The organism is endosymbiont 'TC1' of Trimyema compressum, from assembly GCF_001584725.1.
Taxonomy (GTDB): domain Bacteria; phylum Bacillota; class TC1; order TC1; family TC1; genus TC1.
Genome location: NZ_CP014606.1, coordinates 787,300 through 806,594 on the forward strand (window position 1 = coordinate 787,300; position 19,295 = coordinate 806,594).

A 19,295-nucleotide genomic window follows, 5' to 3' on the forward strand; every position below is an offset into this window, starting at 1 on the left:
AAGAATGAATAAATATATGATTAAGACCCCTGTAGATCCTAAATTAATTGAGAAAACTCGCGCTGGTGATATGCTCTATATTACTGGCACTATATATACAGCAAGGGATACCGCTCATAAAAAACTAATTACGTTGTTAGATGAAGGCAAGGTCTTGCCTTTTCCAGTAAAAGGTTCAATTATTTATTATGCTGGACCAGCGCCAACTAAACCAGGCCATGTTATTGGTTCTGTTGGACCGACGACTAGTTACCGAATGGATAAGTATACGCCTCAGCTATTAGAAGCAGGTGTTGCTATAACTATTGGTAAGGGAAGCCGTAGTGATAATGTTGTTAAGGATTTAAAAACATTTAAAGGCCTCTATTGCGCTGCTTACGGCGGTGCAGGTGCCCTTATGGCTTCTAAGGTAAAAAAGGCTTCTCCAGTGGCATTTCCTGAGTTAGGACCTGAAGCTATTGTGGCCTTAGAAGTGGAAGATTTCCCAGTTACAGTAATTAACGATTCGCAGGGAAATGATTGGTATAAAATTGTGGAAGAAAGAGGTTAATGAAATGAGTATAGAAAAAGTTGCAGTTATTCTTGGGGGAACCTCAACTGAAAGAGATATTTCATTAAGAAGTGGCCATGCAGTTTATGAAGGTTTATTAAAAAAAGGTTATAATGCTTTTAAAATAGATCCTAAATTAGATGATGTTTATAGTATTTTAACTAATGAAAAGCCTGATATGGCTTTTATTGCTCTCCATGGTCAAGGGGGAGAAGATGGTACTATTCAGGGTTTTTTAGATTATTTAAAAATACCATATACAGGCAATAGTTTATTAGCAAGCGCACTTTGTATGAATAAAATATTTACTCAGAATATTTTAAAGGCTAATAATATTTTAGTACCTGAATTTTTTACAGTTACTAAGGAAGAGTATAATGTTTTAGGTGCTACAGGTATTCGGAAAAAAATTGAAGAATCTTTTGGTTTCCCTGCAATTGTTAAGGCACCGAGCCAAGGGTCAACTCTGGGTATTTACTTTATTAATAATCCTAATGAAGACTATACAAAACAATTAACATATGGTATAGAAAATGCTTTTAAACTTGAGGATATTCTATTAATTGAAGCCATGATTGTTCCAAGTACTGAAATTACTATATCTGTGTTAGGTAACCAGAGACCTGTAGCTTTGCCAACTTTAGAAATTACTACAGCAACTGGTTATTTTGATTATACAACTAAGTATACTCATGGTATGTGTGAACATATTATTCCCGCAAGATTGCCACTAAGTGTGCGTCAGAAAGCCCAAGCAGTAGCTGTTGAAACTTATACATTGCTCCAGTGTAGTGGTTTTGCTAGAGTGGATTTTATGGTTCAAGGCAATGACATCTATATGATAGATATTAATACTATTCCTGGCATGACAGATATGAGTTTAGTACCTGATGCTGCAAAAGTAATTGGTATTGATTTTCCTGAGCTTATTCAATTAATTATTGAAATGGCAGATGGTAAGGACTTTCCTTTGGAAAAATATGAAAAGGCATTACTAGAGGTTGAAAAATAAGGTAATGGAGCCATATGTTAAGGGTATTTTTCTTAAAAGACCTAATCGCTTTATTGCTGAAGTTTTAATTGATGGCATTGTAGAAATTGCCCATGTACCAAATACAGGACGCTGTAAAGAACTTCTTGTCCCTAATACAGTTATTTACTTAACAAGAAGCAATAATCCAAATCGCAAAACTAAGTACTCTTTAGTTATTGTTGAAAATAGAGGTAAACTAGTTTCTATAGATTCACAGTTGCCCAATAAAGTCGTTTATGATGGATTAGTTGCTCAAAAAAATTAAAGAATTATCTGCTTATGGGAAAATAAAAAAAGAAGCCAGTATTATGGATTCTAGAATAGATTTTTATTTATCCAATGAAGGGGATATTAAAGGTTGCTATGTGGAAGTTAAAGGCGTTACATTAGTTGATGATAAACAGGTAGCTCTTTTTCCTGATGATGCTCCAACTGAAAGAGGTAGCAAACACATAGAGACTTTAATTGAATTAAAGGAAGCAGGCTATCAATGTGTTATTTTTTTAATACAGCATCCTCTAGTATGTTCCTTTACTCCTAATAGTGGACAAGATCTAAAATTTGCTAATTTAGTAACCAAGGCTATAAAAGCAGGTGTAAAAGTGCTTTGCTATAACTGCAATATTGCTTTAGATAAGCCAATTAGAATAGGAAAGGTAGTTTCATTTAAAGATGAATAAAAATAAAATGTCTCCTATAAAATTAGAAGATGAATTTTCATTTCAGTGTACTAATTGTGGTGCCTGTTGTAATGGTATAGAAATAAGATTGACACCTTATGATATCTTAAAGATGAGTGATTATTTACAATTAAGTACTATGGATTTTATAGATCGATATGTGCTTTTTAGATTTAAAGCAACAGCATTTATTAATCCCTGTTTTAAAAGATGTAAAACAGGGATTGGTGTGTATTTAGAAAAGATAATCGGTGTAGTATTCATCCAAATCGTTCACTTAATTGTAGATTATTTCCTATTGCTCATAAAGATTGCTCATAAAGAAAATCAGTTTTTTCCAAAAAACTAACTATTGTAAAGGCAACTATGGGGCAGGAGACCAGATTACTTTAAATGGATACCTTCAAAGTTCAGAATTTTATTTAAATTCAGGAGCAGCGTATCATAAAATTCTTGAAAGAGCTGAACAGGTTTTACTTAATTATTTTATTCATCCATTAATGAAGCAATATTTTTTTCATATTCTCTATGATTATGACTCTATACATAGAGATATTCCCTTATTTAATCAGTTGCGTTCAGAAGAAAAGTTTGAAATTATCCTCCACCAAAGCTATTACTTTATCAACTCTTTTTTAGAAACTGAAAAGACCCCTAGTGGTGACTGACGCTATTTGGGATGCCTATTTTATTGAAGGAGAATCTTTTATTCATGGAAATTTTAAAAGGTAAGAAAATAATAGAATTATTAAACTTTAAAGAACTTCTTAGTTGCTATTCTGAAGTACTAATTGATATTGGTACTGGCAATGGTCGATACCCTTACCAGTATGCTAAAAAAAATCCAAATTCATTGGCTATAGGGATTGATCCAGCTGGCAATAATATGATGATTGAGTACAGTGTTAAAAGTCAAAGAAAACCAAGTAAGGGAGGCCTTGACAATGTACTTTATTGTGTAGCTGCTATTGAATCTATTCCTGAGGAACTAGCGGATATTGGCGATAAGATTACAGTGAATTTGCCATGGGGTTCTCTTTTAGAAGGAATAGTAAAGGGAGAAAATTTTATTTTAAATGCCATTGTCAAAATGGCAAAAAAAAATTGCTCTTTTAGAGCTGTTTTTTCTTATACAGAGCTTCATGAATCTGGTGAGATAGAAAGAAGAACATTACCTGAGTTATCAACTTCATATATTGAAAATACTTTAATACCATATTATAATAATGCAGGAATTATAATTACTGAAATTAAATTATTTTCTAATGAGGACTTGCGAAAACTCAATACTCTGTGGGCAAAAAAGCTAATGGTTAGTAAAAAAAGAGATATCTATTCCATTGAAGGTTTTATTCTAAAAGCTAACTAGATTCTTATTGCTTATTTGAATAAAGTGTGTTAGAATTAGCTTAATTCAATAAAATAAAAATATTGATGAGGAGTAGTAATTATTCATCCTGATGATAGAGAGTTGTTGAGTGGTGGAAAACAACGTGAAGGAAATAGTGAACTCGCCTTTGAATTGTTTTTCTGAAATCAAGTAGGAAAAGCCGGTTTTCACCGTTATCTGAATTAAGTGTATTAATTATATTTAATTAATAAATTAGAGTGGTACCGCGATCTTTCGTTTCTAGATAGAGATGGAAGATTTTTTTATAAAAAATTTACTAAATGAAAGGAGTAATCATTATGGCAATGAACCACAAAAAATACAAGGCGTTTCCTAGTATTGATTTTAAAGAAAGAACATGGCCAAACAGCACTATTACAAAAGCACCTATTTGGTGTAGCGTCGATTTAAGGGATGGTAACCAGGCCTTACCAATTCCAATGGGAGTTGAGGAAAAGCTAGCTTTATATAAGCTATTAATTAAGATGGGTTTTAAACAAATTGAAGTTTGTTTTCCTTCAGCATCTGAGACTGAATTTAAATTTTTAAGATCTTTGGTTAAGCAAAATCTTATTCCAGATAATGTGACAATTCAAGTATTAACACAAGCTCGTGAACATTTGATTAGAAGAACTTTTGAAGCCATTAAAGGCATTAAAAACTCTATTGTATATATCTATAATTCAACATCTACATTACAAAGAAAAGTTGTTTTTAATAAAGATAAAGAAGCTGTTAAGAAAATTGCAATAGAAAGCGTGAAGCTTGTTAAAGAACTTGCTGAAGAAGCTGCAACACGGGGAGAAAATGTAGTATTAGAGTATTCGCCTGAAAGCTTTACAGGAACAGAATTGGACTATGCTGTTGAAGTATGTGATGCGATTCTTGATGTATGGCAGCCTACGACAGAGAAAAAGGCAATTATTAATCTACCTTCCACTGTAGAGATGGCTACTCCTAATGTCTATGCAGATCAAATTGAATGGTTTGCAAAACATATTAAAAACAGAGAGACTATATTAATTAGCCTCCATGCTCATAATGACAGAGGCACAGCTGTTGCTGCAACTGAATTAGGTATTTTAGCTGGGGCAGACAGAGTTGAGGGTACTCTTTTTGGAAATGATGAAAGAACTGGGAATGCTGATATTTTAAATGTAATGGTGAATATGTATTCTCAAGGTATTAATCCAGAAATTGATATTATTGATGTAAATGAAATTCAAAGAGTTTATGAAGAAACTACAAAATTAACTGTCCATCCTCGTCATCCATATGTTGGAGAGCTTGTCCATACTGCATTTAGTGGTTCTCATCACCAAGATGCAATAAACAAAGGTCTTAAATACCTTAAAGATAATAATATAGAAGATATTTGGGAAGTACCATATTTGCCAATTGATCCTGCTGATTTAGGCAGAAGTTACGAAGCTATTATTCGTATTAATAGTCAATCAGGAAAAGGTGGCGTTGCTTTTATTCTTGAAAGGGAATATGGTTTTAAAATTCCTAAATCAATGCATCCTGAGTTAGGGGCAATGATTAAAAAGGCTACAGATGAGTCTGGGAGTGAACTTTCAAAAGAAATGATTTTTGATATCTTCAAAAGAGAATATATTGACGTTGACGGCAATCTTATTTCGAAAGGTTATAAGATTAATGAAGAAACTTCAGATGAAGATGGCACAGTTACTTTTACAGGTACTGTTAGCTATAAAGGAAAAGAGGAAGAAATTATAGGATCTGGCAGTGGCCCGTTATCAGCTTTCTTAGATGCTATTAAAAAAATCGGCTTACCGGACTATACAATTACTGCTTATGAACAACATGCTAGAGAAGAAGGTGAAGATTCACAAGCAATTACCTATGTGCAAATTGAAATAGAATCAACTAAATCAACTAATAGAAAGATGTTCGGCATAGGTATCTCCAAAAATATTACTTCTGCTTCTCTTAAAGCAGTTATTAATGGTATAAACAGGAGCCAAAAATAAATGCATAATATAGAAAAAATAATTGAGATAGCTATGGAAATGCTGTCTCAATTTACTCAACAATACAATGATGTTTTTAAAAAGAATCATATTAAGGTCTTAGAAGCTTTTAGAAATAATCAAGTAACAGATGAGTGCTTTAGAGGCTCAACGGGTTATAGCTATAATGATTCAGGTCGAGAAGTATTAAATAAGGTATATGCTCAAATATTTAAAGGAGAAGCAGCTCTTGTCAGTAGCCATTTTGCTTCTGGCACTCATACTATTTACACTGGACTAAATAGCTTAGTTAACATAGGTGATAAAATACTGGTAATTGCAGGCAATCCATATGATACATTGTATAAAGCTTTTACAGATAAAAATAGTTTTATTAATAAAAGAAATATTGACTTAGATATTCTAGCTTTAAATAATAGCCTGAGATTAGATATTGACGGATTCAAAAGGAGAAATTTGACTGATTATAAACTTGTACTATTGCAACGTTCAAAAGGTTATAGTTTGCGTCCCTCTATTTCAATAGATGAAATAAAAGAGGTTGCCTTTATACTTAAGGAAAAAACTCCTAACACAATACTTTTTGTAGATAACTGTTATGGAGAATTTGTAGAAGAGCGAGAACCACTTGAAGTAGGAGCCGATGTTATAGCAGGCTCTCTAATAAAAAACCCTGGTGGCACTTTAGTATCATCTGGTGGTTATCTCATTGGCAGTGAAAAATTAGTCAATATGATTGCTGATAATTTTACTGTGCCAGGTATTGGACAGGAAATTGGGGCAGTAGATGGTACTACTTTACGCTTAATGTTTCAGGGATTATATTTAGCGCCTAAGGCTGTAGAAGAAGCTTTTTATAGTAGCCTCTATGCAAGCCTGCTATTTGAAGCTCTAGGCTATGGAACTTATCCCAAAAGCTGGGATAAAAGAACAGATGTTGTACAAGCAATTGCTTTTAAGGATAAAGCAAAGCTTATTAAATTCTGCCAGCTTATTCAAGCGCATTCTCCAGTAGATAGTTTTGTTCAACCCATCCCTTGGTTAATGCCTGGTTATGACCATGAAGTTATCATGGCTTCTGGTTCATTTATTTCTGGTAGTTCATCTGAATTATCTGCAGATGGTCCTATTAGAGAACCTTACGCAGCCTATCTACAAGGAGGCATTAGTTTCCATTATTCAAAGTATGCTTTAGATAATATTATAAAATATTTTTAGGAGATAAAGAAGCTGAAATAGGAGCAGATATTAATGAAAGTAATATAAGTAGAGAGGATATTTATACTACTAAAATTACTATGGTTTAATAATAAAAATATTAATAAATAAAGGAAGTATAGAATGAAAATTAAAGGAGCAATTTTTGATTTTGATGGTACTTTAGTGGATTCAATGAAAACATGGGCATTCACTGGGTTATCGTTATTTAATCGGAAAAGGTTATAGACCTGATGAGAATCTTTGGAATAATACCAAAACAATGAGTATTTTTGAGGTTGCTAAATACTTTCATAATGTCTATGGATTAAAAGAAATAGAAATTCAAAATAATCAATGAATTAAATGAGCTTGCAGAAGAAGATTATCAACTTAGAATTCCCTTAAAAGAAAAGAAGGGGTCATAGATTTTCTTAATACTTTATATAAAAAAGAAATCCCCATGGTTATTGCAACTGCAACAGATAAGTATTTAGTGGAAAATGCTGTGAATCGATTGGGGATAGCAGATTACTTTTAAAAAAGCAGGTTTTCCTGTAGTAACAGTTTTTGATGAGAGTGCAGCTGATGAAGAGGACGAAATTCGATATTATGCTGATTGGTATTTAGAAAATATTAACCAATGGCAAATTGTTTAAAATAAAAAACGGCTGATTTAGCCGTTTTTTATTTTAATAATAATTTGTAATAATCCAATTAAATAAGGGGAGACACAATATGGTAAGAATACCTGTAATTGGAATACAAATTGCACTGACAGAACCTATAAGTTGCCCTTTTTCTAATGCCTGAGTTGTTCCTATTACATGGCTACTGGTGCCAAATGCACTACCAAGGGCAAAAAAATTTGTTATTTTAAATACTCTGCTTAAAAGGCTACCAAGAATAGCACCTGTAATACCTGTAATAATTACTGACGTAACTGTAATTGATGGAATTGCTCCTAAAATGCCTGCAGCTTCAATGGCCATTGGAGTTGTAATGGAACGAGGAATTAGACTTACAAAAATATCTTTTGGAATTACAAATGCTTTGCAAAGTAAAAATGTTGTACTGAAAGCTAAAAAGACACTTAAAAAGCTCCCGATTAATATCACTCTTAAATTTTTAAATAGAATATTTAGTGTTTCATATAAAGGTACTGCAAGAATAACCACTGTAGGTCCTAAAAATGAGGATATTACTTTACCACCACCTTCATATAATTCATAGGGAATATTAAAAATCAAAAGTAAGATAATAATTGCGGCCATTGTCATAATATTAGGGTATATAAAAGATAATGGTTTTTTCTTGTAAATATAATAAAATAATACATATAGAGCTAAGGTGAATAAAATACTAATAATTATTTGAACAATATTATTCATTGCCATCACCTGCTTTGCCTGTCATCCACTGTACTACCTTTCCTACGCCAACAAAAACTACTAGGACACCGATTTCAATAACAATAACAATTTGCAGAATATAGTCTCCTAGAATGCCTAGGGTTGTGAGAATTGAAACTCCAGCAGGAACAAAGAAAAAACTAATGTGGCGGATAAAAAACTTTGCAAATTTCTTAATAAATTCATAGGGAATTATTTTAAGCTGTAAAAGTATTAGCAGTAGAAACATGCCAATTAAGTTACCTGGCAGCACTGGAATAAATTTAGCCAGTAGCTCACCAAGCCATAGAAGCAGTAATACGATTAATAGAGGCAATATATATTCAATAATAAATTGCTTTATTTTTGCAAACATTATATTCTAATCTCCAATCTTAATTAAGCTGCGACTCTATTATTATACCTTATTTTCTTAAAGAAAACAAAAAAAACTCTAGCAAATAGTTTATAATTTTTAAAGTATATCTTCTTTTATTAAAAATAATAAAACTTGTTAATAATGATAAAGTAGTTGACAAATATTATAAGTTTATCTATAATAGTCATTAGCAGTAAAATTGAATAATGAACTTATCAAGAGTGATGGAGGGTACGGCCCTATGAAGTCCAGCAACCAGTATTAAATACTAGGTGCTAAATCCGGCCAAGTAGATTTTCTAGTTGGAGAGATAAGGAAATGTTGATTCAAGCTCAAGGTTTCCTTGAGCTTTTTTAATATCCTAGGAGGTTATCATGATTATAGTAAAAGACTTAATTAAATCCTATGGTGAAACGACAATATTAAAAAATATTTCTTTTGAAATAAATAAAGGGGAAATATTTGGTATTGTAGGCCGAAGTGGGGCAGGAAAATCCACTCTATTAAGGTGTTTAAATGGATTAGAGCACTATCAGGATGGCTCCATTAAAGTTTTGGGAAAAGAAATTAAAGATTTAAAGGAAAAAGACTTAAATGAGTTTAAGAAAGATATGGGAATGATTTTCCAAAACTTTAATTTAATGGAAAGAAAAACGGTTTTTGATAATATTGCTTTTCCAATGGAAATTCATAAAGTTAAGAAAGATGCTATAAAAGAGAGAGTAACTGAACTTTTAAAATTAGTGGAACTTGAAGATAAAAGAAATCAGTATATTAGCCAGCTTAGTGGCGGACAAAAACAGAGAGTGGGTATTGCTAGAGCACTGGCTTTAAATCCCCAGATTCTACTTTGTGATGAAGCTACCTCAGCATTAGATCCGAAAACAACTACCGGAGTTCTCGATTTACTAGATAAAATCAATAAAGAACTGGGAATTACTATTGTAATTGTTACACATCAAATGGAGGTTATTAAAAATAGCTGTAGTAGAACTTTGGTTCTTGAATCTGGACATATTAAAGGTATTGATTTGACAGAAAATTTATTTCTAAAAAAACCCCATGTGCTAGATAGTTTCTTTGATGAAAATGAATTATTACCTAAAACAGGCACTAATATTAAGCTTTTATTTAATGATGATACAAGTACAAGAGCTATCATTGCTCGAATGGCCAGAGCTTTAGACTTAGATATATCGATTGTATGGGGAGAATTAGAGTCTTTTAAGGATAAAGTATTAGGTTCTTTAATTATTAATATTGAATCAAAATTTCTAGAGGATGTTGTTACGTATCTTGAAGAAGAAAAAATTCAGTGGGAGGTGCTAAAATAATGGATGGCTTTATTAATGAATCATTAGAAGTTTTTAAAAGTTTACCAACTCCTTTACTTGAGACCATTTATATTGTATTTATTTCAACAGTTGGAGCTGTAATTTTAGGGGTCATTCCAGCAATTCTATTATTAATGACTAAAAAAGATGGCTTAAAGCCTAATAAAGCTGTATTTGGTATTTTGGACTTCATTGTAAATACACTTCGAAGTTTTCCTTTTGTTATTTTAATAACTGTACTCATTCCTCTTACTCGTTTTATTACAGGAAGCTCCATTGGTACCAATGCCGTTATCGTACCTTTGGTTATTGGCGCTGCACCATTTGTTACTAGAATTATTGAAAATGCCTTAAATGAAGTAGACAAAGGTGTTGTTGAAGCAGCCAGAGCTTTTGGTGCTAATAAGAGACAGGTATTTTCAAAAGTGCTTTTTAAAGAAGCCGTGCCTGCTTTAATTTCTGGATTAACTTTAACTATTATTGTAATTTTAGGCTATTCAGCAATGGCTGGCGTTGTAGGAGGTGGTGGTATCGGTGACTATGCAATTCGTTATGGTTACCAAAGAAACAATCCAATTGTGCTACTTTATACAGTAATTTCTCTTGTAATTATTGTACAAATTATTCAATCTACAGGAAACTATCTTTATAAAAAATCGATTCGCTAAAATATTAAAAATTTGGGAGGAAAAATAAATGAAAAAAATTATTCTAACATTATTAACTTTAGGTGTTGTAGCATTGCTTATTGTAGGTTGCAGTACTGCTAAAGATGAAAAAACCATTAAAATTGGGGCAACTGCCTTTCCTCATGTAGAGATTCTAAAAGTAGCTGAACCTTTAATCGAAGCAAAAGGCTACAAACTCGAAATTCAGGAATTTAGTGATTATACATTAATGAATGGTGCTGTAAATGATAAAAATCTAGATGCTAATTTTTTCCAACACGAACCATTTTTAAATGCCGATATTAAAAATCATGGTTACCAAATATCCGATGTTGGTAAAGTTCATATTGAACCAATGGGAGTCTATTCAAAAACTATTAAAAGCTTAAAAGAGCTAAAAGATGGGGATTCAATTGCTATACCTAATGATGAATCAAATGGCAGCCGTGCTTTACTGTTACTTGAGAAATACAATATCATTGAGTTAAAAGATGGGGTAGAGGTGCCAAGTCTCAATCACATAACAAAGAATGCTAAGAATATTAAATTTGTTGAGGTTGATGCTGCGTCATTGCCGGCAACAATAGATGATCCTAAAATTAATGCTGCTGTTATTAATACGAACTTTGCTTTAGCAGCTAAACTTAATCCTATTAAAGATGCCATAGTAATGGAGGACAAGGATTCACCTTACGCAAATATTATTGTTGTAAGAACAGAAGATAAAGATAAAGAATATGTTAAAGTATTAGTTGATGCATTACATTCAGATGAAGTTAAGGAATATATTCAAAATAATTTAGCTGAACAAGGTATTGTAATTGCCTTTTAACCGTGTTGAGAGTATAGCCGCCAATTAAAATTAAAAAGAATTGGTGGCTATTTATTTTTAATCAGCTATTATCAATTAATCCTATAGGATAGCTATAATGATAGATAAAATTTATTTGACAACTAGTGGTTTGTATTCTATAATTTTATTAGTATGAAATTTTAGATATGAAATTTTAGAATAGGAGAAGAAAATGAAAAAAATTAAAGGTTTAATTTTATTGTTTCTGTTAATGTTAGGTAGCATGGGATTTTTTGGGTGTTCCAATAATAGCAATAAAAACAGCTGAGTCGACATATAACTATATTACAGCTGAAAATCTAAAAAATGACATCGAAAGCAATAAAGAAATAATACTACCGGATATTCAAGTAGAGGCAGACTATGATGTTCATCTTAAGAATACTATTCCAAATACTTATGCTTATCCAGTAGAGACAGATGAACAAAAATCCATGTTGGATGCTGTACTTCCAGAGTTAAAAGCAAGTAAAAATCCTATTATTATTTGTCCTGGAGGGGGCAAAGGAGCAACTAGAACTAAGGTATTGATTATTGATGAAAGCAGACTTTTAATTTTAGAAAATGGTCAAAAAGGGTGGCCTTATGCTGAGCTATTGGCACAATAAATATTTCCAGTTTAAAAAAATAAGCAAACAGATATGTTTGCTTATTTTTTTATGGTATTATTAGCATAGTAGACAAGTGAAATTAAAATGGATTATTTATTTTTAGTAGCAATAAAAGTAATAGTCCAGAAAAAAATTGTATTGAATTAATTATTCTCTATCTAAAAATGAATGTTATGATGTTATGGATGTAGAAATAATTTTAATAGATGTAAATTTAGGTTTTTAAAATTATAATTTGATTTAAAAGGAGACGGATAATATAATGGTTAATGATAGTTTATCCTTGGAAAGTAAGAATATTATTATTACTGGGGCAAGTAGGCCCTTGGGTATTGGCCATAGCTTAACAAAACGTTTTTTAAAATATGGGGCTAATGTAGCAATTCATGGCTATTGCCCATACGATTTAGCATTAAATTATAGAGATGCCTCAAATAATAATATTTTTAAATTATTGGATGGAAGAATATCAAAAAATAAGCAGTAGCACAACCATTTTAAAAACTGTAGTATTTGTTTTATAGAAGATAGTGGTTATTGTGGACTTAATAGTTATGAATTAATTAAAGAGCTTACTAATAAATAAAATAAATAAAAATGCTAATAATTTATTACAGCTTCAACTTAAGGTTTTAGGCGATTCTAGTAAATTAAAAATTTTGTTGTTGATTAAAAATCAACCTAAATATAATTTAGAAATAGCAGAAGCACTTTCATTATCTGCAGCAACTGTTTCCCACCATATGAGCACTCTCTTTAATTGCTTTTTTGTAAAATTTACAAAAAAGAATGGAAAAATTTATTATGAATTAGAAAAAGAATCTATGGAAAATTTTATTACTAATTTTAAAAATTTATGGCTTTAAAGTTGATTTATAAATAGCTTCTCAAAATATTTTGAGAAGCTATTTTACTATAAAGAATAAAGAATTATTTAATTAAATCAAATGCTATGGTTCAACAGATAAATGCATTATCTAATGTAGTAATGATAAGTATTATTGGCTTTGTTATTGCGGCAGTAATTGAATTATTTTTAAAAATCCCTTATATCAAGCGTAAACTTGAAAGTAATATAATTAGAACGATAGGAAATGACTTTAAATAAGGCTTAAATTTTATTGTGAAGGTTATATAAACCATTAATATTGAAAATTTGCCTTGTTGTGACTGCTTTTAATCTTTTTTATCTTCAATGCTAATTTGTTGGATTGCCTTTTATTATTAAAATCACATTAGGACTCACATTAGGACTTAGTAGCCAGCGCTTTATTGTGATGATTCCTCTTGTCATTGCTCTTTCAGTTGGAGTTGTACCAATAGTTGCATACAGTATCATGACCGTATGTTCCTTCTTAATTATGTATGTATGATTTTCGTCTCATTTTTCAGCTTTCAGCATTCATATGCTTACTTATATACAATGTAAAACTATACAATGTGAAACGCTTAATGAGCTATTAGGAAAAGTTAGTTCTCTAATGGATTTCTTTTTGATGCTTTTTCTGATAATGTTACTTATGTTATTGGATTTACTATTATCATGGGTATGGCTATTACATTTGCTTCAAAAGGAGATTTATTATGAATTCTGAGAAGTATAAATATTGTATATCCTGTGGGATGCCGTTAAAAGAAAAATCTGACTATTATCAAGATAAAACAGATATGAATTATTGTATACACTGTGCTAGACTTGATGGTTCAATGAAATCATATGAAGAGATGTTAGCTTGGTATGATAAAATTTTTAAATTGCTTCACATGGGCTAGAAGAGGAGCATGCTAGAACTTTAGCTATTGAAATGCTTAAAAGAAGACAGCCTGCTTGGAAAGATCAATAGTCTACTTCTATTATAATTAAAAAGTGTCCGTCAGAAGAATGGATGCTTTTTAATTATTAGTGTTAACCTGTAATTTGAAATTAGTTGACAAAAACTTTCCCATGATTTATGATTGTTTTTGTAAGGAAAATAGTCACAGGAGGAGAAAATGTTAAAAGATGATATTTTACTAAAACTTGAAAAAAATCCTGGAAGACTTATTACTGGTGGAGGATTAGCTAAAGAACTTTCAGTTAGTAGAACAGCAGTTTGGAAAGCCATTAATACTTTAAAATTTGAAGGTTATGCAATTGAATCCTTAAAAAATAAAGGCTATAGATTAAATCAAAATAATGATGTATTATCAGAATATTTAATTAAGTCTGCTCTTACTACAAATTTTTTAGGGAATACTTTTGAAATTTTAGAAACAGTAGATTCAACAAATCAATACCTTAAAAAAATGAATTTCTTATTAATAGATGAAGGTTACATTGTTCTTGCTAATGAACAGACAGCAGGTAAAGGGAGGCGAGGAAGAATATTTTGCTCTCCTAAAAAAGAAGGTATTTATCTCAGCTTATTTTTAAAGCCCACTTTTCCTATTTCAGATCTGCATTTTTTAACTTTGGGAATAGCTGTTGCTGTTGCAAAGGCTGTTGAAAAAGTCTGTGGTTTTAGGCCTCAAGTTAAGTGGGTTAATGATCTTTATTATAACTATAAGAAGATTTGCGGTATTCTTACGGAAGCGACTTTGAGTACGGAAAACAATGCAATTGATGGGGTAGTTATTGGCGTAGGCATTAATACTGGAACCGTTAATAAAAATGTTGCAACTATTGCTACATCTGTTGAGGAAATAACTGGCAAAAAAGGATTTAGAAACCATTTAGTCAGTGAAATACTAAATTATTTTGAAGTTATTTATGAACTTTTACAAAGCCGGGTAAATAAAGGTAAAGAATATATATTGAATGAATATAAAAAGAGACTCTTTTTAGTAAGGCATCAGGTATGGATAATTGATAATAAAATGGAATATTTAGTTACTGTTTTAGATATTGATAAAGAAGGATCTTTAGTAGTGAGAAATGATAAAAATGAAGTTATTCATTTAAGAACAGGAGAAATTAGCCTCAAACTTGAAGGAGTGAAAGATGAATAAAAAACTAGATATTAGAGGTATGTGCTTTATTGGAATTTTCGCTGCTGTTACAGCTATTTTAGCCCAAATTATTATTCCTTTGCCATTTACACCAGTACCAGTATCTTTTGGTATTTTAGCTGTCTATATAACAGGTATTTTATTAAATCCTAAATATGCTCTTCTCTCCCAAGTTATTTATCTCCTTTTAGGTATGGCAGGAGCACCTGTTTTTGGAGGCTTCAGAGGTGGTTTTAGCGTCTTAGCTGGACCAACAGGTGGTTATCTTATTGCTTGTCCAATTATGGCTTTTATTATTTCCTATTTTATTTATTCTTATGAAAAGAAAGGAAAGGGAAATACTCAAAAACTTTTTTATAAAAAGATAATTCGGACTTTATTAGGACTCATTATCGCTCAACTAGTCTGTTATATAATTGGTACAATATGGCTTAGCATTTTATCAAATATCTCATTTGTTCAAGGGTTAATTGTTGCAGTATATCCTTTCATTATTGCAGACTTAATTAAAATGGTAATTGCCATATTTTTCATTCTCCCTATTCGAAAAAGGCTAAATATATTTGTTTCAGAAAACACCAGGTAAATGTAATGGAAAAACTATAAGTCTCTTAAGCAAAAAATGTATATGCAATTACTAAACAGGATTTATTAGATATTATTAGCTTTGATAAATGAATTAATGGATATTGCCAACAGCCTCTCACTAAAAAGTATTTTGACAATACGATAACACACAATACGATAACAACACTATGTAGTATTATGCCTGCAAGGGGGTAGGAGCTTGTTCCCCGCAGATTGTTGCTTTTTGTGTGCTCAATCTACTAGTAGAAGCAATATACCTTATCTACAACTAAAAAGTATTGAATCCATCAATATAGATATAGATGTACTTTCAACAATAAAGGAATTAGAAGAATACGGTGTTAGTTCTTTTTCATTTGTAACTATTTGTAACTAGTGGAGAAATATTATCTAATAAATAAATAAATAAAGAATTTAATCTTTTACTTAAATATTACGAAATTACGAAGCAATAAAAAATAGTTCTAATATAGCTTTATGCTTTATGTGGTTCATTGGGTAAACTGACTCCTCAGAGAGCTACTCAAATTGTCAATGTTGGTTTGTGAAGATAAAATCAAAACTATATTTACAGCAAAAGAAGCAGGTTTAAAAATTTGTTCTGGAGGAATTATTTCTTTAGGTGAGTCACTGGAAGATAGAATTGATTTAGCTTTTGAAATCAGTGCTTTGCCTATTGATTGTGTCCTATTAATATTTTGAATCCAATTCCAGGAACTCCTATTGAAAATCAAAGGATATTGTCAAACAGCTGAAATCTTAAACACTTTTGCTATTTTTAGGTTAATTCTTAGAGACAAAATCCTTAAATATGCTGGCGTTAGAGAAAATGCTTTAGGAGACAATGAATATAAAGGATATGAAGCTGGTATTAATTCGGCAATGAAGAATCCTTTTTATTTTTCCAAACAATAATCCGATAATATGTATTATGTAAACTTTTTTATAGAATTAAATAAGTTTACAACAATTGCTTAAAATCACAATTTAATGTTATACTGCTTCTACTTGACAAAAACCTCATAATTATTTAAAATTATTTAAACTAAATTTAACTATAGCAAGTAATCATATATGAGTATGAGAGGAAAAAAATTATGAATAAAACTTCTAATACCGTTATTCTTGGTATTATATTAATTGTAGTTGCTTGCTGCAATTAATGAACTGATTTAATTTATCCATTTAAGACCAAATCTCTCAGGAGTAATCTCGTAAGTTTTTAGAATTCCATCTCTGACTTCACAGACTTTTGTTGGACCACAAATAGATATTTCATCTAATAAGCCTTCCAAGCCAAGCCATAGACTACCATTGCATTTTTTACACTTAAATTTAACAATACTTGGGCTAGTGGCTCTACTAGCTCTTCATCATAACCCCCATAAGTTCCATTTTTGCACCTGCAGGATTTGCCAAAGGTCCGATTTTATATTTAATTATAGTACGAATGCCTAGTTCGCGCCTCACAGGGGCCGCATAACGCAATGAAAATATGATAGTTTTGAGCAAATAAAAGAAGCAGATGCCAATTTTTTTAAGTAGCTCAGAACTCTTTTTGGGAGATACATTACCTCCAGCTGCAATTAAAAGAGCAGCTGTTGTAGAAATATTATTATATTAAAGGAGTTAGACCCATCTCCTCCCGTGTCTACAATTTCTAATGCGCTTCTACATCATGAAGCAATTTAATACAATGTTTTTCTCATACCAGCGCTGCTGAGGCAGTAATTTCATCCATTAACTTCTACTTCCTCAGCCATATATCATATATATTATATTATAGTCAATGTTTTTTCTTTGCTAATTTAAAAATTGCTTCTTTAATCATTCCGCCTTCAAGTAACTCTAATATTTTACTTCCCATAATAGCTATCTCACAGAATCCTGATAGATTTTTCAAATGTCTTAGCAAATTTCTTCAGAAAATTGAGTTTTAGTGCCTGTAACACCTTTTCTAGGTACATAATATAGACAAAAAGCATCTGTACTATTTACTGATTAATTCTAGTCTATCATCACAGAATTATAGGCTGTGGCAATTGGTACAGCGTCTAGTCCTTTTTTGCTACGGGGGGCAATATCATAAAAATGAGGACCATAATCCACAGGCACATCTGGAACAATTAAACCAGCAACACCGATTTCTTTAGCTTTCTCCATAAAATCAAAAATCCCATTGAATATATCTTTATCACCTCTTCCGGATAAATTAACAATAATTAAATCATCTTTTGTAATTTTGTCTATTTGGCTAAAAAGACCTGCAAAAGCATGAGAAGATTCTAATGCAGGAATGATACCTTCTTTTTGCAAAATAAGTTTAAAGGCTTCAATTACTTTTTCTGTATTAAATCAACACAACTAATATCTAAATAAGCCAATAATGGTGAAATACCTGTATAGTCTAAGCCAGCAGCAATGCTACAGGTTTTCTTCCATCTGGCCATTGTCATCCCCAGCCTCTAGTCCAACAAAATTCTTTGGAAAAAAGTAACCAGTTCAGGAAATGGATAAGGGCCACAGGGCTGTACCTAGACAATTCTGATTTTTTTAAAGCTTCACTATTATTCAAAACAGCCATTAATGCCGCACCTTTTATTTCAGTTTCTTTTTCCTCCTCTTCTGGTATTGAATCATACAACAACGTTGCTCCAACTCGCACATTAGCAATTCCATCTTTTCTAGGCCTTTGGTTCCTGATTTTCAATCCAGAGCTAATAGCAGCTCTTTTTGATGCAACCCTGTAACAGTTACTGCCCACATATGGGTCCATAAAGCCATCTAAAACTATCAAAACCATCAGCTGATTCTCCTGAAATATGGTCAACTGTATGGATTTGAATGAGAGTACATTTCAATCTGTCTTCTTCCTAAAATCTTAACAGTTCCAGGCTTACAAATTCTTGATTTATCATTGCGATCTACATCAGAACACATATTTAATTCAGATTCTTCTTTTTTTGAATTCAAAATAGCTTTAATTTGTATTGCATCTTCAATAGGATCCTTACCTCTTTTAATGGTTCCAGAAATAGGGCACAAGTTTCTAAAATACCATCTTCCACTCTCACTCCTGACATACATTTCAGGTGAATCAGGTGAAGCACCAATTAATATTTCTGACCCCATATTAAATAAAAAACCGTAAGGACTAGGATTAATTTTTTTCAATCTCTTAAAAAGTACACTTGGTTTTTCATTTATTTTTTGCTGAAATACTTGTGAAGGAACCACTTCAAAAAGATCTCCATTTTTAAATGCTTTTTAGCAAGTTTAACTCCTTTTGCATATTCTCCCCTGGTACATGTGTGTTTTTCAAGTTCAAGGGAACCCAGGGGTTAACTTGAAGATTGCTTTTAAAAGGCTCTCTACAGGTGCCTTTAGTACTGTTAACCATTAAAACTAAAATCATAGGATAGAAGAAAAGGTCTTTCTTTTCTATGGTCCATAATAAAAAGCTCATCTGGTGGTATGAACAGTATTAAGTCGCTTTTGTTTTGATCTCTTTTCTTCTTATTAGTAAATTTAGTAAATTAGTAAAATCCATTTTTTCAAACTGAAAAATCAAGTCATAGCCAAAAGCACCATAGAGGAGACCAATAAAGCTATCCTCTTTATTATAAAAACCAGTTTGGA

Annotated in this window: 29 protein-coding genes, 1 riboswitch and 1 other annotated feature; of the genes, 22 read left to right on the forward strand and 7 right to left on the reverse strand. The window is 31.4% G+C overall.

Annotated features, from left to right (window positions below):
* Window positions 1–4: 4 nt before the first annotated feature.
* The 9 genes from AZF37_RS04975 (at window position 5) to AZF37_RS05010 (ending at window position 6,865) form a co-directional block, all read left to right on the forward strand.
* On the forward strand, window positions 5–550 hold the full coding sequence (locus AZF37_RS04975; protein WP_088369837.1) for a FumA C-terminus/TtdB family hydratase beta subunit: 546 nt from the start codon (window positions 5–7) through the stop codon (window positions 548–550).
* Window positions 551–554: 4 nt separating this feature from the next.
* A complete protein-coding gene (locus tag AZF37_RS04980; RefSeq protein WP_162473906.1) occupies window positions 555–1,562 on the forward strand; it encodes a D-alanine--D-alanine ligase in 1,008 nt (335 codons plus the stop codon).
* 4 nt (window positions 1,563–1,566) lie between these two features.
* Entirely contained in the window at window positions 1,567–1,848 is a 282-nt protein-coding gene (locus AZF37_RS13235; RefSeq protein ID WP_425425447.1) for a PDDEXK family nuclease, read from the forward strand.
* Complete coding sequence (locus AZF37_RS13240) at window positions 1,832–2,263, forward strand: DNA/RNA nuclease SfsA (RefSeq protein ID WP_425425448.1); 432 nt, start codon at window positions 1,832–1,834, stop codon at window positions 2,261–2,263. The genes AZF37_RS13235 and AZF37_RS13240 overlap by 17 nt, the downstream gene beginning before the upstream one ends.
* A complete protein-coding gene (locus tag AZF37_RS04990; protein ID WP_088369839.1) occupies window positions 2,256–2,612 on the forward strand; it encodes a YkgJ family cysteine cluster protein in 357 nt (118 codons plus the stop codon). Before AZF37_RS13240 ends, AZF37_RS04990 begins: the two co-directional genes overlap by 8 nt.
* Window positions 2,575–2,931, forward strand: coding sequence for a hypothetical protein (locus AZF37_RS04995; protein ID WP_088369840.1), 357 nt, complete (start codon window positions 2,575–2,577; stop codon window positions 2,929–2,931). The genes AZF37_RS04990 and AZF37_RS04995 overlap by 38 nt, the downstream gene beginning before the upstream one ends.
* Window positions 2,932–2,975: 44 nt before the next feature.
* On the forward strand, window positions 2,976–3,632 hold the full coding sequence (locus AZF37_RS05000; protein ID WP_088369841.1) for a class I SAM-dependent methyltransferase: 657 nt from the start codon (window positions 2,976–2,978) through the stop codon (window positions 3,630–3,632).
* Between the two features lie 53 nt (window positions 3,633–3,685).
* Window positions 3,686–3,898, forward strand: a binding site (T-box leader).
* Between the two features lie 60 nt (window positions 3,899–3,958).
* Complete coding sequence (gene leuA, locus AZF37_RS05005; protein ID WP_088370664.1) at window positions 3,959–5,647, forward strand: 2-isopropylmalate synthase; 1,689 nt, start codon at window positions 3,959–3,961, stop codon at window positions 5,645–5,647.
* Window positions 5,648–6,865: a methionine gamma-lyase family protein gene (locus tag AZF37_RS05010; protein ID WP_088369842.1), complete on the forward strand. Its 1,218-nt coding sequence runs from the start codon at window positions 5,648–5,650 to the stop codon at window positions 6,863–6,865. It abuts the gene before it with no gap.
* A gap of 671 nt (window positions 6,866–7,536) precedes the next feature.
* Here AZF37_RS05010 and AZF37_RS05015 read toward each other — a convergent pair.
* Complete coding sequence (locus tag AZF37_RS05015; protein WP_162473907.1) at window positions 7,537–8,235, reverse strand: LrgB family protein; 699 nt, start codon at window positions 8,233–8,235, stop codon at window positions 7,537–7,539.
* A complete protein-coding gene (locus AZF37_RS05020) occupies window positions 8,228–8,611 on the reverse strand; it encodes a CidA/LrgA family protein (protein WP_088369844.1) in 384 nt (127 codons plus the stop codon). The genes AZF37_RS05015 and AZF37_RS05020 overlap by 8 nt, the downstream gene beginning before the upstream one ends.
* 212 nt (window positions 8,612–8,823) lie before the next feature.
* Window positions 8,824–8,931, forward strand: a riboswitch (SAM riboswitch).
* A gap of 57 nt (window positions 8,932–8,988) precedes the next feature.
* Here AZF37_RS05020 and AZF37_RS05025 point away from each other — a divergent pair.
* The 7 genes from AZF37_RS05025 (at window position 8,989) to AZF37_RS10425 (ending at window position 13,188) form a co-directional block, all read left to right on the forward strand.
* A complete protein-coding gene (locus AZF37_RS05025) occupies window positions 8,989–9,948 on the forward strand; it encodes a methionine ABC transporter ATP-binding protein (RefSeq protein ID WP_088369845.1) in 960 nt (319 codons plus the stop codon).
* Window positions 9,948–10,616 carry a methionine ABC transporter permease gene (locus AZF37_RS05030; RefSeq protein WP_088369846.1) on the forward strand — a complete coding sequence of 223 codons (669 nt, stop codon included), beginning with the start codon at window positions 9,948–9,950 and terminating at the stop codon, window positions 10,614–10,616. The genes AZF37_RS05025 and AZF37_RS05030 overlap by 1 nt, the downstream gene beginning before the upstream one ends.
* 28 nt (window positions 10,617–10,644) lie before the next feature.
* On the forward strand, window positions 10,645–11,448 hold the full coding sequence (locus tag AZF37_RS05035) for a MetQ/NlpA family ABC transporter substrate-binding protein (RefSeq protein WP_088369847.1): 804 nt from the start codon (window positions 10,645–10,647) through the stop codon (window positions 11,446–11,448).
* A 254-nt stretch (window positions 11,449–11,702) separates the two neighbouring features.
* Window positions 11,703–12,077, forward strand: coding sequence for a hypothetical protein (locus AZF37_RS05040; RefSeq protein ID WP_088369848.1), 375 nt, complete (start codon window positions 11,703–11,705; stop codon window positions 12,075–12,077).
* Between the two features lie 265 nt (window positions 12,078–12,342).
* Complete coding sequence (locus AZF37_RS05045; RefSeq protein ID WP_088369849.1) at window positions 12,343–12,567, forward strand: hypothetical protein; 225 nt, start codon at window positions 12,343–12,345, stop codon at window positions 12,565–12,567.
* Between the two features lie 100 nt (window positions 12,568–12,667).
* Complete coding sequence (locus AZF37_RS05050) at window positions 12,668–12,946, forward strand: ArsR/SmtB family transcription factor (RefSeq protein ID WP_281178952.1); 279 nt, start codon at window positions 12,668–12,670, stop codon at window positions 12,944–12,946.
* Window positions 12,947–13,032: 86 nt separating this feature from the next.
* Entirely contained in the window at window positions 13,033–13,188 is a 156-nt protein-coding gene (locus AZF37_RS10425; RefSeq protein WP_162473909.1) for a hypothetical protein, read from the forward strand.
* A gap of 90 nt (window positions 13,189–13,278) precedes the next feature.
* On the opposite strand, the gene AZF37_RS10430 is transcribed toward AZF37_RS10425, so the two are convergent.
* A complete protein-coding gene (locus tag AZF37_RS10430) occupies window positions 13,279–13,419 on the reverse strand; it encodes a hypothetical protein (protein ID WP_162473910.1) in 141 nt (46 codons plus the stop codon).
* A 245-nt stretch (window positions 13,420–13,664) separates the two neighbouring features.
* Here AZF37_RS10430 and AZF37_RS05055 point away from each other — a divergent pair, with 245 nt between their 5' ends.
* The 6 genes from AZF37_RS05055 (at window position 13,665) to AZF37_RS05070 (ending at window position 16,571) form a co-directional block, all read left to right on the forward strand.
* Entirely contained in the window at window positions 13,665–13,853 is a 189-nt protein-coding gene (locus AZF37_RS05055; RefSeq protein ID WP_088369851.1) for a zinc ribbon domain-containing protein, read from the forward strand.
* A 219-nt stretch (window positions 13,854–14,072) separates the two neighbouring features.
* A complete protein-coding gene (locus AZF37_RS05060) occupies window positions 14,073–15,068 on the forward strand; it encodes a biotin--[acetyl-CoA-carboxylase] ligase (protein ID WP_088369852.1) in 996 nt (331 codons plus the stop codon).
* On the forward strand, window positions 15,061–15,654 hold the full coding sequence (locus AZF37_RS05065) for a biotin transporter BioY (protein WP_088369853.1): 594 nt from the start codon (window positions 15,061–15,063) through the stop codon (window positions 15,652–15,654). The genes AZF37_RS05060 and AZF37_RS05065 overlap by 8 nt, the downstream gene beginning before the upstream one ends.
* Window positions 15,655–15,855: 201 nt before the next feature.
* Window positions 15,856–16,032: a hypothetical protein gene (locus AZF37_RS10435; protein WP_162473911.1), complete on the forward strand. Its 177-nt coding sequence runs from the start codon at window positions 15,856–15,858 to the stop codon at window positions 16,030–16,032.
* 158 nt (window positions 16,033–16,190) lie between these two features.
* Window positions 16,191–16,358: a hypothetical protein gene (locus AZF37_RS10440; protein ID WP_172793081.1), complete on the forward strand. Its 168-nt coding sequence runs from the start codon at window positions 16,191–16,193 to the stop codon at window positions 16,356–16,358.
* A gap of 21 nt (window positions 16,359–16,379) precedes the next feature.
* Window positions 16,380–16,571 (forward strand): hypothetical protein, encoded by a 192-nt coding sequence (locus tag AZF37_RS05070; protein WP_088369854.1) that lies wholly within the window; start codon window positions 16,380–16,382, stop codon window positions 16,569–16,571.
* A 447-nt stretch (window positions 16,572–17,018) separates the two neighbouring features.
* Here the strand turns inward: AZF37_RS05070 and AZF37_RS12740 are convergent, their stop codons facing one another.
* The 4 genes from AZF37_RS12740 to AZF37_RS13250 all read right to left on the reverse strand — a co-directional run bounded on the left by AZF37_RS12740 (window position 17,019) and on the right by AZF37_RS13250 (window position 18,893).
* Window positions 17,019–17,168, reverse strand: coding sequence for a hypothetical protein (locus tag AZF37_RS12740; protein ID WP_342668622.1), 150 nt, complete (start codon window positions 17,166–17,168; stop codon window positions 17,019–17,021).
* A 495-nt stretch (window positions 17,169–17,663) separates the two neighbouring features.
* Window positions 17,664–17,972 carry a tryptophan synthase subunit alpha gene (locus tag AZF37_RS05080; RefSeq protein ID WP_088369855.1) on the reverse strand — a complete coding sequence of 103 codons (309 nt, stop codon included), beginning with the start codon at window positions 17,970–17,972 and terminating at the stop codon, window positions 17,664–17,666.
* Between the two features lie 136 nt (window positions 17,973–18,108).
* The gene (locus AZF37_RS13245; protein ID WP_425425415.1) at window positions 18,109–18,459 is read right to left on the reverse strand and encodes a hypothetical protein; all 351 of its coding nucleotides are present in this window, start codon (window positions 18,457–18,459) and stop codon (window positions 18,109–18,111) included.
* 23 nt (window positions 18,460–18,482) lie between these two features.
* Complete coding sequence (locus AZF37_RS13250; RefSeq protein ID WP_425425416.1) at window positions 18,483–18,893, reverse strand: chorismate-binding protein; 411 nt, start codon at window positions 18,891–18,893, stop codon at window positions 18,483–18,485.
* Window positions 18,894–19,295: the final 402 nt, after the last annotated feature.